Source organism: Pseudomonas sp. PDM24 (assembly GCF_019218905.1).
Lineage (GTDB): Bacteria > Pseudomonadota > Gammaproteobacteria > Pseudomonadales > Pseudomonadaceae > Aquipseudomonas.
Map to the genome: position 1 here is coordinate 134,617 of NZ_JAHUWR010000011.1, position 17,024 is coordinate 151,640.

Consider the following 17,024-nt stretch of genomic DNA (forward strand, 5'->3'; position numbering starts at 1 on the left):
AACGCGATGAACGCCGATCTGATTCTGTTCAATGGCCAGTTCCATACCGTTGACCGTGAGAAGCCCCTCGCCAGCGCCGTGGCGATCAGCGACGGCCGCTTCGTTGCGGTTGGTACCGATGCCGACGCCATGGCCCTGCGCGGTTCGGCCACGCAAGTCATCGACCTCAAGGGCCGTTGCGTCATCCCCGGCCTCAACGACTCGCACTTGCACCTGATCCGTGGGGGCCTGAACTACAACCTCGAACTGCGCTGGGAAGGTGTGCCATCCCTGGCCGATGCCTTGCGCATGCTCAAGGATCAGGCCGACCGCACGCCGACGCCGCAGTGGGTTCGGGTAGTAGGTGGCTGGAACGAATTTCAGTTTGCCGAAAAACGCATGCCGACCCTGGAAGAACTCAACCAGGCCGCACCCGATACGCCGGTGTTCGTGCTGCATTTGTACGACCGCGCCTTGCTCAACCGCGCCGCGTTGCGTGTTGCCGGTTACACACGCAACACGCCGAACCCGCCGGGCGGCGAGATTGTGCGCGATGCCAACGGTGAGCCGACCGGCATGCTGGTGGCGCGGCCGAACGCGATGATTCTTTACTCGACCCTGGCCAAAGGGCCGAAGTTACCGCTGGAATATCAGGTCAACTCGACCCGCCAGTTCATGCGCGAACTCAATCGCCTCGGCCTGACCAGTGCCATCGACGCGGGCGGTGGTTTCCAGAATTACCCAGACGACTACGCGGTGATCGAGCAGTTGGCCAAGGACCAGCAACTGACCGTGCGCATCGCCTACAACCTGTTCACCCAGAAGCCCAAGGAAGAACTGACCGATTTCAAGAACTGGACCGGCAGCGTCAAGTTGCATCAGGGCGACGACTTCCTGCGGCACAACGGCGCCGGGGAAATGCTGGTGTTCTCGGCGGCGGATTTCGAAGACTTCCTCGAGCCGCGTCCGGACTTGCCGCAAACCATGGAAGACGAGCTGGAACCGGTGGTTCGCCACCTCGTCGAGCAGCGCTGGCCGTTCCGTTTGCATGCGACTTACAACGAATCCATCAGCCGCATGCTTGATGTGTTCGAGAAGGTCAACCGCGACATTCCCTTCAATGGTTTGCCATGGTTCTTCGACCACGCTGAAACCATCACCCCGCAGAACATCGAGCGGGTGAGGGCGCTGGGCGGTGGTATCGCGATCCAGGATCGCATGGCATTCCAGGGTGAATATTTCGCCGAGCGCTATGGCGCCAAGGCCGCCGAAAACACGCCACCGATCAAGCGCATGCTGGCCGAGGGTGTACCGGTCGGCGCCGGTACCGATGCGACTCGAGTGTCCAGCTACAACCCTTGGACCTCGTTGTACTGGATGGTCAGCGGTCGCACCGTCGGTGGGCTGGCGCTGCACAGCGAAGGCCTGCCCCGGCAGACCGCGCTGGAACTGTTCACCCACGGCAGTGCCTGGTTTTCCTCCGAACAAGGCAAAAAAGGCCAGATCAAGGTCGGGCAACTGGCCGACGTGGCGGCATTGAGCGCGGACTTTTTCAGTGTCGAGGAAGAAGCCATCAAGTGGATCGAATCGGTGTTGACCGTGGTTGGCGGCAAGGTGGTGTACGCCGCCGGCGAATTCGAAAAGCTTGGACCACCTAGCGTGCCGGTGCTGCCGGACTGGTCGCCGGTGGTCAAGGTGCCGGGTCACTGGCGTCCGGCTTCACCGATGCAGGCACAGGTTCACCAGTGCAGCGGGCCGTGCGCGGTGCATTCCCACAGCCATGAGCGGGCGCGTTTGTCGAACGCGCCGGTCAGCGATTTCCAGGGGTTCTGGGGCGCGTTTGGCTGCTCGTGCTTTGCCTTCTAGTGATTAAACAATGCGCCGGCCTGGTGTGTCGGCGCCCCTGAGGTAAGTCCATCCCCCGAGGAGTTTCACATGAGCAACGTTCCTTACAAACGTCTGAACAAAGATGATGCAGTGGTATTGCTGGTTGATCACCAGACTGGCCTGATCTCGTTGGTGCAGGATTTCTCGCCTAACGAGTTCAAGAACAACGTGCTGGCCCTGGGCGACATCGCCAAGTTCTTTAACCTGCCGACCGTCCTCACCACCAGTTTCGACAGCGGCCCGAATGGCCCGATCGTGCCGGAACTCAAAGAGCAGTTCCCGGACGCTCCGTTCATTGCACGCCCGGGCCAGATCAACGCCTGGGACAACGAAGATTTCGTTAGAGCCGTGAAGGCCACCGGCCGCAAGCAGCTGATCATTGCCGGTGTTGTAACTGACGTGTGTGTGGCGTTCCCGACGTTGTCGGCACTGGCTGAAGGTTTTGAAGTGTTTGTGGTAACCGACGCTTCCGGCACCTTCAACACTACGGTGCAACAAGCGGCGTGGGCTCGCATGTCGGCTGCCGGTGCGCAACTGTTGAACTGGTTCTCCGTGGCTTGCGAGTTGCAGGGCGACTGGCGCAACGACATGGAAGGCCTGGCCAACCTGTTGTCCCAGCGCATCCCGAACTACCGCAACCTGATCAACAGCTACACGACGTTCACCGCGAAGTAAGAGGTATGGCTGCCGGTCTCGGCCGGCTGCTTGAAAAGATCGCAGGCTTCGCCAGCTCCTACGATTGGGTACGCCCGCCTGTACTCAATTCCCGTAGGAGCTGGCGAAGCCTGCGATCTTTTGATCTTTAGATTTGGGGAGTCAGAAGCAAAAAAAACGGCTATAAAGCGTTTGGCTGTCAACCAGGGCGCGACAATGAATCCGTTCGAAGATATGCGTATGTTTTGCCAGGTCATGGACTCTGGCAGCTTCACTGCGGCGGCCGATCAATTAGGGTTGTCCAAGCAGTTTGTCAGCCGCCGCCTGATGCAACTGGAAGAGCGCCTCGGCGTGCGCCTGCTCAACCGTTCGACCCGGCGGTTGGACGTCACGCCGCTGGGGCAGAGTTATTACGAATCAGCCCTGCGCCTGCTCAGCGAAGTCGAGCAAGTGGAGCAGGGCATCGCCGGCCAGACCACCGAGCCTCGCGGCACCATTCGCCTGAGCGCACCGTTGTCGTTTGCCGTGGCGCATCTGGGCTGTCTGTTACCGGAGTTTTTGCAGCGTTATCGCGAGGTCACCGTGGAAGTCGACCTGAGTGATCGACCAGTGGACTTACTCGGTGAGGGCTACGATTTGGCATTGCGCATTGGCGTGCTGGAAGACTCGACACTGATCGCCCGACGTCTCGCCTCCATCGAGCGGCTGTACTGTGCCAGCCCGGTGTATCTGGCCGAGCGGGGTACGCCGCTTAAACCCGAGGATTTACACACCCATGATTGCCTGCCTTACGGCCACGGTCGTCAGGTGCAATGGCGTTTCGAGGGGCAGGGCAAGCCGCTGAACGTCAGCGTCACTGGGCGGATGCGGGTCAACAATGGTGAGTTGCTCAAGGACGCGGCCATCGCCGGTATGGGCATCACGTACCTGCCGACCTTCATCGTCGGTTCGGCCCTGGAGGACGGCCGACTTGTGCCGGTGCTGGATGATTTGCGCCCCAAGCCGCTGACCTTGTCGGCCGTCTACCCGCAGCATCGCCAGAGGTCACGACCGGTGCAGGCGCTGATCGAGTTCTTGCGTGAGCGGTTGAATCAAGGCGAAGAGGTTTCGCCCCACCGGTGATTACAAGATCACAACAAAGCTCGAATGGTAGTTTTTCTGATGCTGATCCAGACTCGTGCCGGCCAATCAAAGGCCTGAATTCTGGAGTGTGCAATGGAAATGCCGACAAAAGAAAAAGCCATCGCCAGCAATCGCGATGCGTGGAATGACTCCGCCCAACACCACAAAGACACCCCGGAGTGGCGGGCCTGTTTGAGTGCCGTGAGCCATGGCGATTTTTCCTGCCTGGATGACACCCTCACCGGGTTGCTTCAACAGGTCGGCGTCGACGGCAAGGATGTGGTGCAGCTCGGCTGCAACAACGGACGCGAAAGTCTTTCGCTGTTTGCCCTGGGGGCCCGTCGTGTCGTCGGCATTGACCAGTCGGAGGCCTTTCTCGATCAGGCCCGGGAGCTGGCATCCCGTTCGCCCCATGAGCCCGAATTCATCGAGGCGGACATCCATCACCTGCCGACTGATCTTCACCAGTGCTTCGATGTGGCGCTGATTACCATCGGCGTATTGAACTGGATGCCGGACATCGCTGAATTCTTGCGCCATGCCGCGCAAACCCTCAAGCCCGGCGGTGCTCTGGTGGTGTACGAAACCCACCCGTTCCTGGAAATGTTCGACCCCGAGTCAGCCGATCCCTATCGCCCGGACAGTTCGTATTTTCGCAGTGAACCTTTCGTCCAGAACCAGCCGATCGTTTACGAGGGCAAAGTCGAACAGCCCGCCTCAGCGTCTTACTGGTTCGTCCACACCCTGGGTGCCATCTTCACCGGTGCCGTTGAGGCGGGGTTGCAGATCAGCCACTTCAAGGAATACCCGCATTCCAACCGCGAAGAACTCTACGATCGGTATCAGCAGCAAAAGGCGCAGTTGCCGTTGTGTTACACGTTGGTGGCGGTGAAGCGCTGAGTGTCGGATCTGAGAAATGAGTTGCATTGACTGACGCTATCGCGGGCAAGCCCGCTCCCACAGGGAGATGCGGTCAAATGTGGGAGCGGGCTTGCTCGCGAAAGCGGTTTGCCAGACAACATTAATATCGACTGACACGCCCTCTTCGCGAGCAAGCCCGCTCCCACATTGGTCTGAGTCGGACGCAAAACCAATCACGCCTGCGCCGCAGTCACTGTCTGCTGTTCCGGTTTGCGCAGCGCAGTCAGCCGCGAGCCGCTGTAGTAGGTTTCGCGGAAGAAGCGAAAGCGGCCGAACAGGTCGTAGACGTGGGTGATTCGCCCCTGTTCCTGGTAGTCCATGCGCAGGTGCATTTTCATGGCCTGGATGTTGCGGACATCGCAGACGTCCATGACCTTGTCGCAACCTTGGTCCCGCATCGCACCCCAGATATTGTACTGGGCGTCCACCGACAGGCTGGAGCCGAAGTAGAGAGGGATCATTTCACCGCCGAACTGGAAAAACTCACCCGGTTTGACCCGGAACCAGCAGCCATAATAATGCTGGTCAAAGTAGTCACTGAGGCTGCCCCAGATGAATCCGATGGCATCACCTGCCTCGTCCACATACATGTGCCCGGTGTGACCTTCGGAGGCGATCTGGGCCATGGCCTTGACGCGGTTACCGTAATACTTGGTGAAAGCGATGGCGTTCTCCCGGGTAATCGTCACCCGCTTCAAACCCGTATAGGGCCGTAGTTTGTGCGGCGCCACCGGGGTGACCAGATCGCGCCCCAGCCACAACAGCTCTCGGTGGAAGTACACATAGCGCTTCCAGAGCGTCTGGAGCGTGTGGAGCAGGCCTTTTTGTTTGATTCGTTCGCGAAGCTTGGCGATGGCGCTCATGAAGTCCTCCGTGGCTGAAGCCAGGGTTGGGTGGGGAACGTTTTTTTCAATGGCGATTAATCAAGGTTGCAACGTTCGTAGGTCAATCGAGTACTGCGGTTCCTCTTCGAACGTCCTTGGCACTGCGGCATAGGACACTCTCGGAATGCCCGGAAGACGCAGCTCCAGCATGTGAGCCAGAGACTCTCCGGGGTCTAAATAGATATCGCCAAAATCGGCGCCGATATGGGTCGGGTGGACGACGATCTCCAGCAGTCCGTCGATCGGCATCGCCACGTTGCGCAGGTCTACCGGGGTGCATACGTACTGGGCGGTCGCTCCGGCGAGGCGGTTCAATCGATGATTGAGCAATGTCTTGAACACCCGCTTGCGCACACTCAGGTTATTTCCCAGATGGCGCGCCAGTCGCACGGGCACCCCTTGGTAGGCGGCAAAGCGCGCGACGATTTCGCCGATGGGCCAGATGTTGTGCACGTGCTGATGGGAATCGATGTGGCTGGGGCGCAGGCCGTTGTCCAGGCAACGTTGCCATTGGGCCTGGAGTTCCTCCAGCACCGCTTCGCGATCCAGGCGGTTGAGCCAGAGGCTGTGGCGGGGCAGGTCGAGATCGAACATGCCCTGGCTGTCGCAGAACGTCGAACGCGCGAGAATCGACGGGCTCAACGGTCGGCCATAGGTGAGGTTGAAGTGCAAGCCGATTCGTCCCTGGAGCAACGGCTGCCGGGCCAGGACGCAGGCTTCCTCGAACGCCGGCATATTGGCCATGGCGGTGGCGGAGCTGATGACCCCGGCCTGAAAGGCACCGAGGATTACTGCGTTTTCGCTCAGGCTGAGGCCGAAATCGTCAGCGTTGACTATGACTTGGCGAGGCATGTTTGCCCTCCCTGTTTTTTTCGGTGGGCGCAGGGCCTTTGTCGACACGAGTGGGTGTCGGAGGGGATGCAGGAGCAACTGATGCACGCCAGGCCCGCCATTTTTTCAACCACGGTTTGAATTGATGCCAGAGTCGCATGGTCAGCCCCAAGGCGAGGCCGCTGGGGCGCCAGGAGTAGAAGCTCCAGCGCCAGTGCTCAAGTTGCCCGGTCATGCGCTCCTGGAGTTGATGACTGGAGTTCTTCAGGCTGACCCGCGAAGCGTCGATCCAGTGCCAGTTGTCGTCCAGGCCCCAGCGAATCCACTCTTCGAGCAACACACGACCGCTGCCCAGATCGGCGTATTTGGGCAGGAACGCCAGGTTGTAGTCGTACAGCCGGCCCTGTTCCAGCAACCCGAGCCGGTAGCTGATGCAGCGCCCGTCCACCTCCAGCAGCACCACCCGCAGCAGTCCCTGTTTGGCGAGGGCGGTGAAGGCCAGGTTGATCCATTGTCGGCTACGGTTGCTGGTGAAAATCCCCACGCCTTCGACGCCTTTCCAGCTCTGCGCTTCGACTTCGCTGAGGGCCTGCAATAAAGGCCCGATGGTGGCTGCGTCAGGGCTAATGCGTCGGACCTGAGCGCCATAGGCCAGGATGCGTTTACGCGCCCGGCGCAGTTTGTAGCGCGGGTCGCCGGAGACTTCCTGGCGGTCGATATCGCTGATCAAATGCACCGGCACCCGGCAACTGATGCGACGTTCGCCGGTGGAGCTGTGGGCCATCCATGCGGTCAGCGTGCTTTCTTCGCCGATGGGTTCGGACAATTCGTTGAGTTGCAGCATCGCATGGGGCAAGTGACGGCGGATGATCACCAGCGCCTTGCGCATGCTGTCGGCATCGAGGCAGGTGAGCAGGGCCAGGCGATCGGTGAGGGGATAACCAAGGTGACGCAAGACCCGAAATGGCAGCCTTCCAAAGCGCTCCACGGACGCCACCAGCGGCAGGCACAAGGCCAATTCATCACCTTGCCAGCCCAGTAGAACGTGCAAGCGCTCCCCGGCGGTCAGTGCCTGTTCCGATGCGCACAGCCAGGCGAGGGTGTTGAACGGCGTATGGTCCGTCACGCGCCTGCGCAACCCCTCATAAGCAGCTGCCGGAAAGTCCGGGGCGCACAGCGAGGTGCGCCATTCGAATCGAGCCATCATATTTTCACGCCACTGACTCAGGAACAGGTGAACGGGACGGTTTGCGTAGCGCATCCAGGCGTGAGTCGCTGTAACGGGTTTCACGCAAGAAACGCCAGCGACCGAATAATCGATAGACGTGCTGGATGCGTCCTTGCTCTTGATAGCCCATGCGAATGTGCAGTTTCAGCGCCGGTATATTGTGGGCGTCGCAGACATCCACGACCGTGTGGCAGCCTTGGGCCTGCATGGCTTTCCAGAGTCGCAGTTGCAGGTCCACCGAGAGCGTGGTGCCCCAATACGCGGGAGCCAGTTCGCCGCCGAATTCGAAGAATTCGCCTTTTTTTACCGGGAACCTGCAGCCATAGAAATGGCGGTCGTGGTACTCCCGGGTGCTGCCCCAGATGAAGGCCACCGCGTCGCCTTTGCCATCCAGATACATGTGCCCGGTGTAACCCTCGGTGGCCAGTTCTTCCATGATGTTGACCCGGTCGCCAAAGTGACGGGCAAAGGCTGCGGTGTTGTGCACCGTGATGGTCTTCACTTGCAGCGGTGGGTAAGGCTTGAGCTGGTGGGGCGGTACCGGGCTGACCAAGTCACGCTTCATCCACAGAAGCTCCCAGTGAACGAACATGTAGCGCCTCCAAAGGAGCCGGACCGTTGCACGCAGGCCTTTTCGTTTGATGTGTTGGCGAAGTTTTTCCAAGGCATTCATATCATTGCCTCCAGACAGAGACCGGTCGCCGCTGGCGTGGTGAAACGCGCGGTCGAGAGCGGCACGGTCGTGGTGATGCAAGTTGGCGGCGTTCATGAGGCGCTCCAGCTCAAGGCGAACAGGGTTTCGCCCGGCAGGTCGAAGCTGACGCGACCGTCGTGACAGGTGAACTGAGCGCTACGACTGCGGTTGTCGGCACCGAAGTACACCAGCGCTCCCTTGGCCAGCGGGCACGTCGCGCCGCCCAGATCGACACGCTGCAAGCGCTCCCCTTTATTGACCCCTAACAGGCTGCGCTGGCGCTCGGTGGCCATGGCCAACACATCGACTTCGAAAGCGTCGTTGTCCAGGCGCATGACGTTTTTCAGCCAGTGCTGCTGGATGAATTGCTGGGCCAGGCCCACCGGCTTGAGTTCGAAACGATCGCCGCCCAGCACCCGCACCATGCCTTTGGGGTAGGTCGGTTCGTCGGCGGCCTGGAACCAGTTGAGCATGTCCAGCAACCCATCCTGCGCCGAGTTGATGACCACCGAAGTCCACCACAGCGAAGCAAAGTGGGTTTCCTGATCATAGGGGCTCAGGCTTGAACCGCTGGACAGGTTGGTCTGATCCAGCAGCAAGGCTTTGCGTGGCCGGCCTTTGGCATCGAGGCCCACCAGCTCGGCGGCACGGCGCACGCTGTCGCGGTAGACCCGAGTGGCCAGCAGATCGCGAATCATCCATTCGTGCCAGGCGAGGGCGTCGATCTGCTCACCGGATTCGGCCAGCAGACGCCGCGCCCAATCGATCCCGCGCTTGTCGACGGCGTTGTCGGCGAACGGGCCGTTGACGAAGCGTGAAGTGGCGGGCATGGCGATGCGCACACCGGCCTTGGCATTGGCCGGATCGCTGCGTACCTGCCGGGCCATGCTGTTGAAAATCGACTGGTAGTCGGCATAGCTCGGGTAGTTGAGGTTCGGCTCGTCGGCGAACGCGATGTAGTGCGTACCGGTGCCGCCGAGGGCGCGAGTGGCGGCGAGCCAGGCATCGAGGCCGGCGTTGCTTTGGGTGTCGGCGCGCAAATCCGCCTGACGCTGGCTGCCGGCCAACAGCGTGAGGTCCTGGGTGATGCCGAAGCGGTTCTGATAGAGCTGGCGGAACGCATCTTCGTGGTGCGGATTTTGCGCAGTGACGTCAACAAAACTGTAATAGGTGCCCGCCTGAGGCTTGAGGGCGTCGAGCGCTGCGAAACTGGATTGAGGGGGCAGCACGTAGGGCAAATAAATGCCCAGGTTCGGGGTGGGGCCGAGCATTTCTTTATGCAGGGTCAAGCGGGTCTGGCCATCGTCCTCGCGCAGCGGTTTGAGCTGCTGCGGTTTCTGGGCAAACAGATTCGCCGTGCCATCGAGCCAGAACGCGACCTTGCCGCTGCCTTGCAGGCGCAGGCGCCAGACCTGTTCGTCCTGAGTGACGGGCAATGCCACCTGATCGAACTGCCAATAGGCGCGATAGGGTTTCAGCGTCAGGGACAACTGTTTGTTGTCGCCCACGCGCTGGGCCTGCAGGGCGTTGATCCCACCGTGAAACTTGCCGGCCAGTACGGCGTGTTCCCCGGGTGCGACTTTGAAATACAGCTCATCGCCGCCGCGGGTTTCGGCGCTGAAATGCACCTTGGCGGGGGCGAACAACGCCACGGTGTGTTCATCGTGTTCGATCGTGTAGCGGCGGAAACTGTAGCCCGGAATTTCCAGTCGATAACTGGCGGCACTCGGTGCCAGCGGCCAGCTCTGCTTGCCTCGGGTTTCACTGGCGGCGATCAGGCGCTCGCCCTTGAGGTTGCCATTGCCGTCGAGCAGGTACAGGCGTTCTTCGTTGGCATCGGCCTGCCACGCCGGAGCCCAGCGAACAGTCAGCGTGTCGGGGCGATCCGTTTGCAGGTACAGGCTGCCGTCGCGAATATCAGCCCAGCGCATGGGCGCCGCCTGGGCGCTCAAACCGAGGCCCAGGCTCAACAGCAGCATGAGGCGTTTCATGCCGATTTCCGTTGCAGCATCTGAAGCATCGGAGCCACATCGCTGGGCAGGATGATCAGGGTTTGCCAGACCGGTACGCCACTCAACCGGCAATACATCACCAGCAGCGCGAGGGTTACCGCCAGGTAGGCGATGGACGATGCCGTCGCAGCGCCGACGATGCCGTAAATCGGGATCAACAACAGGTTCAGGGCCAGGTTCAGCAACGCGCCGAGGCCCATCAACAGCGAAATCGTGCCGGGGCGATTTTTGCCCAGCAAGTCCAGGCGCAAGATGCTCGCATAGCAAAGGCCAAGCAGCCCGGGCAGCAGCGCCAGCAATGCCGGGTAAGCCGGCTGATAGGCAACACCAAACAGCGTGACGATCAGCCATTCACCGATCACCGCCATGGTCAGGCAGGCGCCGAGCATCACCGTGGCGGTTAGGCGCAGGGCCAACGGCGTCAGGCGATCCATGCCTTCGTCCTGTTGCAGCAGGCGTTTCATCAGCGGCGTGGTCACCGCCTCCGGGACGATCAGCAGCAACTCGGCGGCGGCGCTGGCCATGGCGTAATGCCCCAACGCCGTGCTGCCGAGCAGGGCGCCGATGAACAGGTAATCGGAGCGCAGAATCACTTGCTGGAATAACAGGTCCGGATGGCTGCGAGCGCTGTAGCGCAGCAGTTCATTCTGGCTGGCACGGTCCCACTGCAACTTCAAGGGCTGAGCGCGCTTGAGCCAGAACCACCCGGCCAGCACCACCAGGCTGAGGCCGGCCAGCCAACTGATCAGCGCCGCTTCCAGGGCTGCGTCTTTCCACATCCAGAACAAGGCCAGAAACAGCAGCAGTGGCGCCAGGGATTCCACCAGCCGCAAAGCATTGAACGCCACTACACCGCCCGACGCATTGTGCAAGGTCAGCAGACCGCTCTTGAGGACGGTCAGCGGCACCGCCAGCAGCAACAGCCAGGCGAGCAATCCCAGTTGCGTGGTGATGTCGAGTTCACCACCGAACTCGCGCACCAGCGCCACCACCAGCAACGTCAGCAAACCCGCCAGCAGGCAACCGAACACCAGCACCTGGCTCAGCAACAATCCCATGGGCCGTTGCTTGGCCGCCTGATACCCCACCGCCGAATTCAGCCCGCCGCTGGTGGCGGCGCTGATCAAATCGGGCAGGGTACTGAGCAACGCAAACAGACCGCGCTCGCTGGGCCCCAGAATCCGCGCCAGCAATACGTTGCGCAGCAGCCGCAGGCCGATCATCGCCAGTTTGGTGCCCATGCTCAGGGCCAGGTGTTTGAGGTAATGACTACGACTCATGGCCTGGCTCCGCGGTAGATGCGCCAGGACAGCAACTCCGGATTGCGCGCCGTGCGATGGCTGATGCCGATTCGCGGCAAGGCCAATGGATCGCTGATACCCCGATAAATCCCGAGGTCGGTGCCCAGGGCAAACGGGAAGTCATGATCCGCCACGTGTTCGCGCACCCGCGCATCATGGTTGCCATTGGGGTAGCAGTAGACCGGCAGCGGCCGGTTGCAACCGTTGAGCAGGGCATTGCGGCTGCGGCTCAGTTCTTCATCCAGACGTTGGTCGTCCAGGTCGGTGAGAATCGCGTGGCTGGCGCCGTGCGGACCGAAGCGGATCAACCCGCTGGCTTCCAGCGCGCGTACCTGATGCCAGTCCAGGGCCTGGGGCAACGACTCTTCAGGGCATTGATCGCTGAGCCGATTCAGTTCGCCCAACGGCAGGTTTTTCAGGCTGTGCAGAAAGTGCAAAAGCGCCAGGCTACGGCGCTGCACATCCAGATCATCGAGCAGCACCGGTAACGGTCGTCTGATCTGTTGCAAGCATTCAATCAAATGCGTCCGGGCTTTTTCACCGTGGCTGTGCCACAGGGTTTCTCCCAGGCTTTCCCACCAGAAGCGTTGTCGGCTGCCGATGAAATCGGTGGAGAGAAAAATGCTCGCCGGCACCTGATACTTTTTCAGCAACGGGAAGGCATTCAGCGCGTTGTCGCGCCAGCCGTCGTCGAAGGTCAGCGCGATTTTTGGTCGTCCGGTCCTGATGGCGCCCGGTTGCAAGATCTCCATCAGAGGCACGCAGTCGAAGTTCTTTTTCAACCAGGCGAGCAGATGTTCGAATGCCTTCGGCCCGACGCACAGTTCATTGCGATGGGGCAGGTCGGCGGCGCGGTCATTGGCCAGCACCCGATGCAGCATCAGGATCACCCCGGCACCGTGCAGTTGATGACGGCCTACGGGCGAGTTGAGATAAAGCCAGCCACTGGTGCGTTTTAATAATTGTTTGATCGCCATGGCACGGTCCTTTCAACGATTTTGCTCGGGGTTCCATTGCGCGTACCGCTGGCCGCGCAAGAACTGCCAAAGACCGATACTCATCCCGGCCAGGGTCACCAGAACAAACGCGGCGAGGCGAAAGGGTTTGGGCAAACGGTGTTGCACATCCAGCAGGCCGACGATAGCCATCGCGTAACCGAGCAGTTGCGCGATCAGGCTCAGGCGATAGAAGCCATGAACATTCCACAACCAGACATTGCTCAGCAGCAACGGCACCAACAGGATCGGTGCCAGGCGTCGAATCAGCTTGTGGCTGATCAGTGCAATCGCATACAGGCCATACCGCCAAGGGTTCAGCAGCTCCCGGCGCTGGGCCAGGCTTTGCAGACCGCCGACGGTGACGCGCTGGCGGCGGCGCCATTGCTTGGCGATTTCGTCGACGCCCTGGTCGCTCACTTGTGCTTGGGGCACATAGACGATGCGTTTGAACGCCACCGGTGCGCAGGTGCTGATAAAGAAGTCATCGTTGACCTCCGCCGGCACGTGCTGGAACAACTCGCGGCGCAGGGCGAGCAGGGCGCCGTCGGCGGAGACCATGCAGCCGGTGCGATTTTCCACCTTGCGCAACCAGCCTTCGTAATGCCGATAAAGGCTGTCGCCCAGGCTCAGGCCCTTGCCCGGCACCGGGATCAGCATGTGCCCGGCACAGGCCCCGACCTGTGGATCGGCCAGGGGCGCGAGCAACTGGCCGAGGGTGTCGGTCGACCATTGGTTGTCGGCATCGGTGAACACCAGAATCTCGCCCGTGCTCAGGGCCACGCCGGCATTCAAGGTGGCTGCCTTGCCCTGACGAGGCAGGTCAAGCACGCTGATGCGCGGGTCAATGACCTTGTGGGCGCAGGCCACGGTGTCGTCGGTGGAGCCGTCGCTGGCCAGAATGATCTGTAGCGAGCGCGCCTGATAATCCTGGGCGAGCAGGATGCGCAATTTCTCTTCGATATGCCGGGCTTCGTTGTGCGCGGCGATGATGATGCTCACGTTCATCGGTGGGGCTGGCGCATGACGCCGTGCGCGGAACAACGGCGCGATCAGCGTCAGCAGCAGTGGATAGCCCAGCCAGGCATACACCGGCAATAACAGGCACAGCCAGAAAATGAATTCAGCCACGGGCCGGCCTCCTGGCATTCCAATGACACAGGCTCAAAATGAGCGCGGCACCGGCCAGGTGCAGGCGCACCCAGTGAAGGCCCCACAGTTGCAGCATCAGGCCTATGTCATGGTGTTTCAGGCTTTGGCGCAGGCTCAGCACCAGCGCTGGCAGGCTGGTGATGAATACGATGAACAACGCCGCTTTGGGAAAACCATTGAGCAGGGCCGACAGAGCGATGAAATCCAGTGCCCAGACGCCCATCGAAAAGGCCGGGAATCGCAGCAAGCGCAGGCTCATCCCTTGGGTGCGCAGCAGTTGCAAGTGACTGCCCTGGCGCCACAACTCCTTGCCCATCCATTCACGCCAACTGCCTTCGAAACCCCAATGCAGGGCGACGCTTTGATTGACCGCGAGCAATCGCGCGCCGGCTTCACTCAGGCGCAAGGTGAACGCCTTGTCTTCGCCGGTGCGCAGGGTTTCGTCGAAGCCGCCGACCTTGTCGAACCAGGTGCGGCGCATCAGCAGGTTGGCGCTGGGCAGCCATTGCACCGGGTGCAAGGTGTGAGTGGTCGGGCGGGCCATGCGGCGTTGCCAGGCCGTGGCAAACCATGGCGCCTGGACAGGGGTGTGCAAGTCCAGGGCGAGGACATCGGCCTGGCCGCCGGACTCGAGTTCGAAAAGTTGCGTCAACCAATCCTCGGGCATCTCGATATCGGCATCGATGAAGCCCAGCCATTCACCTGTCGCCACCGCCGCCCCGCGATTGCGCAAGGCGCCGATCAGCAAGCCGGGCAGCACCAGCACCTGCGCACCGAACTGGCAAGCGATGGGTGGTCCCTGATCGTCGGAGCCGTTATCGACCACAATCAACTCGCATTCCAGCCTGGCAGCCTCGACGGCCTTTTTCGCAGCAAGCAATGTACGGCCGATGTGTCGGGCCTCGTTGTACATCGGGATGACGAGGCTGATGCGGCTCATGCGCTGGTCTCCGTCGGCGGACGTTCTTCAGCCTTGAGGCGCAACACGAACGTCAGCGCGAGCATGATCCACAGGTATTTGTGATTCGGTGCGCTGAGGAACATCAAAAACAGCAGCAACGACAGATAGCTCATGCTCAGGTGCGTGATCAGGTCGGCCTGTTCCCAATTTCGTTGCAGCATCCAGGCGTGACGGGCGCGGACCAGGTTGTACATCCCCAGGCCCAGCATGCCGACGAACAACAGGCCGGCGGGAATCCCCACTTCGCTGAAGATTTCCAGGTAAGTATTGTGCGCGCGGCGATACAGGTCGCCGGGCTTGCGGTTGGCGGAAAACACCTTGGCGTAACCGGTGGTGGCGTAGTGCAGCGGGAAGGTGCCGGGGCCGGAGCCGAGTAACGGGTGCTCTTGGATGATCTGGCTGCCGACCAGGATATACGACGCGCGGCGGCCGAGGGATTCGTCCTGGCTCTTGGCACCGGCTTTCAAGATGCTCAAGGACTGGATACGCGCGATGTAACCGGCCGGCATCGAGTAAATGGCCAGCGGGATCACGATCGCAAGGCCAAGCATGGCAAAACCCAAGTGGCGCGGACGGATGCGCGGCAGCTGCGCACGGTAGTGCCAGGCGCCGATCATCAAGCTGAGAAAAAGCACCACCAGCCCGGAACGGGAATCGGTCTTGGTCATGCCGCCCAGCAGCAAAATGCAGCAGGCACCCCAGAACAAACGGTGCAACAGGTTCGGGCCGCGGATCACCAGCAGCAGCGCCAATGGCACGGCGAAGGCAATCAGCAGGGCAAACGAGTTCGGGTCTTCCAGCAGCCCGGAGGCGCGGCCCTGGTCCTGATACTTGGTGGAGAACATGGCCAGCGCGCTGGTCGCGCTGACGCTGAGGGTCACCAGCCGGGCGAACATATCGAGGTTCAACTCACGGCCGATCAGCAAGGTGATCACAAACAGAACCAGGCCGACGCTCAGATCCCGCAGATGACTCTGGGACATGTCCAGGTTATCGGTATTGATCATGCTCAACAGGTACAACACCATGAACCAGATCAGGAAGCGCCAGATGTTGCTGCGCAGGCGCTCGGACGGAATCTGGTGGATAGCCAGTTGCAACATCACGATCAGCGCCAGTGACGCACCGATGAATTTGGTGCCCGATAGCGCGCTGCCCTTGAAGAAACCTTCGAACGGCACCAGCGCCGCGATGGCCAACAAACCCCAGGCAGGTTTTCGGTACAGCACCGCGATAGCCACCAGGCCCAGTACTGCGCCTGGCGCCAGATAGGGATAAGGGCTGGCCAGCAAACCAAGGCAGACCAGGGCGAGCAGACTGACGATCGAGAGCGGAAAGATCACGCGCGTGCCTCCCGTGCAGTACGGATATAAAGCTGCGACCAGCGTTCGGCCAAGGCCTTCAGGTCGTAACGGTCCAATTGCGTACGTCTTGCGTTGTCGATCAATTCGCGAGCCAGGGCCGGCTCACTCAGCAGCGTGTCGATCTGCCGGGCGAGGGCGGCGCTGTCGGTGGGTGTCGCCAGCAGGCCGTTGTGCCGGTCCTCCAGCACATCGGGAATCCCGCCGACGCTGAACGCCACCACAGGCACTCCGGCCTGCATGGCCTCCAGCAAAATCATCGGCGTGCCCTCGGTACGCGAACTGATCACCAGCGCATCGAGTTGCTGCCACCACCGGTTCATGTCGGTTTGATAACCCGGCAAGGTGATGCGTTTGTGCAAGCCGGCAGCGGCAATCCGCGCCAGCAAGGTTTTCTGTTCCGGGCCGTCGCCGAGCATCACGGCGTCCAGTTGCGGGTGTTGCTGACAGAGCGGAATCAGGGCATCGAGAAACAGGTCCGGGCCTTTCTCATTGCTCAGCCGACCGACGTAACCCGCCAGCCAGCGCGGGTGTGTGGCAGTGTGAGGTAGCAGGCCGCAGGCCTTTGGCAGACCATTGGGAATCACTTGCAGTTTCTCCGTCCGGACACAGGCCTTGCGGTGCAGCACGGCGATGCTTTCGGCCACGCAAACCACGCGGTGTACCGACGCCGTGCGACACAATTGCAAACTCAGCCAGCCATAAACGCGTTGCTTGCGACTGCGCGGAGTGAAACCGTGTTGAGTAATCACCAACGGCAAGTCCAACAACGTGGCGGCCGCCCAGCCAAATAACAGACCCTTGAAATTGTGCGTGTTGATCAGCGGCTGTTCAGCTCGCCGCTGACGTAAATGACGCAGCAATCCCCTCAAACCCGTGAAGCTACGACAGTCGACCCCAGCCCCGCGAAATCGCGCGATCAGCGCTGGCGGCGCATCGAGAAACAGCACTTGGTGCTGCCCCGGCGTCGCCAGGCAATGGTCCAGCAGCATCCGCTCAGCCCCATAGAAGCCGCCGCTGCTGATCAAATGCATGATCGGCA

Annotated in this window: 15 protein-coding genes; 4 read left to right on the forward strand and 11 right to left on the reverse strand. The window is 61.1% G+C overall.

The genetic code is table 11. From position 1 onward, the window contains the following. Positions 1 to 6 precede the first annotated feature (6 nt). The 4 genes from KW837_RS27750 to KW837_RS27765 all read left to right on the forward strand — a co-directional run bounded on the left by KW837_RS27750 (position 7) and on the right by KW837_RS27765 (position 4,542). Positions 7 to 1,845, forward strand: a complete 1,839-nt coding sequence (locus tag KW837_RS27750) for an amidohydrolase (protein WP_218399262.1) — start codon at positions 7 to 9, stop codon at positions 1,843 to 1,845. Positions 1,846 to 1,914: 69 nt separating this feature from the next. After that, positions 1,915 to 2,541, forward strand: a complete 627-nt coding sequence (gene ycaC / locus KW837_RS27755; protein ID WP_218399263.1) for an isochorismate family cysteine hydrolase YcaC — start codon at positions 1,915 to 1,917, stop codon at positions 2,539 to 2,541. Between the two features lie 195 nt (positions 2,542 to 2,736). Continuing rightward, entirely contained in the window at positions 2,737 to 3,642 is a 906-nt protein-coding gene (locus KW837_RS27760) for a LysR family transcriptional regulator (protein WP_218399264.1), read from the forward strand. Between the two features lie 93 nt (positions 3,643 to 3,735). Continuing rightward, positions 3,736 to 4,542 carry a class I SAM-dependent methyltransferase gene (locus tag KW837_RS27765; RefSeq protein ID WP_192343421.1) on the forward strand — a complete coding sequence of 269 codons (807 nt, stop codon included), beginning with the start codon at positions 3,736 to 3,738 and terminating at the stop codon, positions 4,540 to 4,542. Between the two features lie 194 nt (positions 4,543 to 4,736). Here KW837_RS27765 and KW837_RS27770 read toward each other — a convergent pair whose 3' ends face one another. The 11 genes from KW837_RS27770 to KW837_RS27820 all read right to left on the reverse strand — a co-directional run bounded on the left by KW837_RS27770 (position 4,737) and on the right by KW837_RS27820 (position 17,016). Next, a complete protein-coding gene (locus tag KW837_RS27770; RefSeq protein ID WP_007900765.1) occupies positions 4,737 to 5,426 on the reverse strand; it encodes a hypothetical protein in 690 nt (229 codons plus the stop codon). 60 nt (positions 5,427 to 5,486) lie between these two features. Then, positions 5,487 to 6,299 carry a ChbG/HpnK family deacetylase gene (locus KW837_RS27775; protein ID WP_218399265.1) on the reverse strand — a complete coding sequence of 271 codons (813 nt, stop codon included), beginning with the start codon at positions 6,297 to 6,299 and terminating at the stop codon, positions 5,487 to 5,489. Then, a complete protein-coding gene (locus KW837_RS27780) occupies positions 6,271 to 7,485 on the reverse strand; it encodes a GNAT family N-acetyltransferase (protein WP_218399266.1) in 1,215 nt (404 codons plus the stop codon). The genes KW837_RS27775 and KW837_RS27780 overlap by 29 nt, the downstream gene beginning before the upstream one ends. A gap of 4 nt (positions 7,486 to 7,489) precedes the next feature. Then, complete coding sequence (locus KW837_RS27785) at positions 7,490 to 8,179, reverse strand: GNAT family N-acetyltransferase (protein ID WP_218399296.1); 690 nt, start codon at positions 8,177 to 8,179, stop codon at positions 7,490 to 7,492. 92 nt (positions 8,180 to 8,271) lie between these two features. Further along, positions 8,272 to 10,191, reverse strand: a complete 1,920-nt coding sequence (locus tag KW837_RS27790; RefSeq protein WP_218399267.1) for a hypothetical protein — start codon at positions 10,189 to 10,191, stop codon at positions 8,272 to 8,274. After that, on the reverse strand, positions 10,188 to 11,492 hold the full coding sequence (locus KW837_RS27795) for a lipopolysaccharide biosynthesis protein (protein ID WP_218399268.1): 1,305 nt from the start codon (positions 11,490 to 11,492) through the stop codon (positions 10,188 to 10,190). The genes KW837_RS27790 and KW837_RS27795 overlap by 4 nt, the downstream gene beginning before the upstream one ends. After that, on the reverse strand, positions 11,489 to 12,490 hold the full coding sequence (locus tag KW837_RS27800) for a polysaccharide deacetylase family protein (protein WP_218399269.1): 1,002 nt from the start codon (positions 12,488 to 12,490) through the stop codon (positions 11,489 to 11,491). Before KW837_RS27800 ends, KW837_RS27795 begins: the two co-directional genes overlap by 4 nt. A 12-nt stretch (positions 12,491 to 12,502) precedes the next feature. Next, on the reverse strand, positions 12,503 to 13,639 hold the full coding sequence (locus tag KW837_RS27805; RefSeq protein ID WP_218399270.1) for a glycosyltransferase: 1,137 nt from the start codon (positions 13,637 to 13,639) through the stop codon (positions 12,503 to 12,505). Next, the gene (locus tag KW837_RS27810; protein ID WP_218399271.1) at positions 13,632 to 14,600 is read right to left on the reverse strand and encodes a glycosyltransferase family 2 protein; all 969 of its coding nucleotides are present in this window, start codon (positions 14,598 to 14,600) and stop codon (positions 13,632 to 13,634) included. Before KW837_RS27810 ends, KW837_RS27805 begins: the two co-directional genes overlap by 8 nt. Beyond that, complete coding sequence (locus KW837_RS27815) at positions 14,597 to 15,964, reverse strand: O-antigen ligase family protein (RefSeq protein ID WP_218399272.1); 1,368 nt, start codon at positions 15,962 to 15,964, stop codon at positions 14,597 to 14,599. Before KW837_RS27815 ends, KW837_RS27810 begins: the two co-directional genes overlap by 4 nt. Then, entirely contained in the window at positions 15,961 to 17,016 is a 1,056-nt protein-coding gene (locus tag KW837_RS27820) for a glycosyltransferase family 4 protein (RefSeq protein WP_371317178.1), read from the reverse strand. Before KW837_RS27820 ends, KW837_RS27815 begins: the two co-directional genes overlap by 4 nt. Between the last annotated feature and the right edge of the window lie 8 nt (positions 17,017 to 17,024).

Excerpts from the sequence above, each read along its gene's own strand:
- KW837_RS27750 (WP_218399262.1), top strand. The coding sequence starts at position 7 with ATGAACGCCGATCTGATTCTGTTCAATGGCCAGTTCCATACCGTTGAC.
- KW837_RS27765 (WP_192343421.1), top strand. The coding sequence starts at position 3,736 with ATGGAAATGCCGACAAAAGAAAAAGCCATCGCCAGCAATCGCGATGCG.
- KW837_RS27780 (WP_218399266.1), bottom strand. The coding sequence starts at position 7,485 with ATGATGGCTCGATTCGAATGGCGCACCTCGCTGTGCGCCCCGGACTTT.
- KW837_RS27800 (WP_218399269.1), bottom strand. The coding sequence starts at position 12,490 with ATGGCGATCAAACAATTATTAAAACGCACCAGTGGCTGGCTTTATCTC.
- KW837_RS27810 (WP_218399271.1), bottom strand. The coding sequence starts at position 14,600 with ATGAGCCGCATCAGCCTCGTCATCCCGATGTACAACGAGGCCCGACAC.
- ycaC (WP_218399263.1), top strand. The coding sequence starts at position 1,915 with ATGAGCAACGTTCCTTACAAACGTCTGAACAAAGATGATGCAGTGGTA.
- KW837_RS27770 (WP_007900765.1), bottom strand. The coding sequence starts at position 5,426 with ATGAGCGCCATCGCCAAGCTTCGCGAACGAATCAAACAAAAAGGCCTG.
- KW837_RS27785 (WP_218399296.1), bottom strand. The coding sequence starts at position 8,179 with ATGAATGCCTTGGAAAAACTTCGCCAACACATCAAACGAAAAGGCCTG.
- KW837_RS27775 (WP_218399265.1), bottom strand. The coding sequence starts at position 6,299 with ATGCCTCGCCAAGTCATAGTCAACGCTGACGATTTCGGCCTCAGCCTG.
- KW837_RS27790 (WP_218399267.1), bottom strand. The coding sequence starts at position 10,191 with ATGAAACGCCTCATGCTGCTGTTGAGCCTGGGCCTCGGTTTGAGCGCC.
- KW837_RS27795 (WP_218399268.1), bottom strand. The coding sequence starts at position 11,492 with ATGAGTCGTAGTCATTACCTCAAACACCTGGCCCTGAGCATGGGCACC.
- KW837_RS27820 (WP_371317178.1), bottom strand. The coding sequence starts at position 17,016 with ATGCATTTGATCAGCAGCGGCGGCTTCTATGGGGCTGAGCGGATGCTG.
- KW837_RS27760 (WP_218399264.1), top strand. The coding sequence starts at position 2,737 with ATGAATCCGTTCGAAGATATGCGTATGTTTTGCCAGGTCATGGACTCT.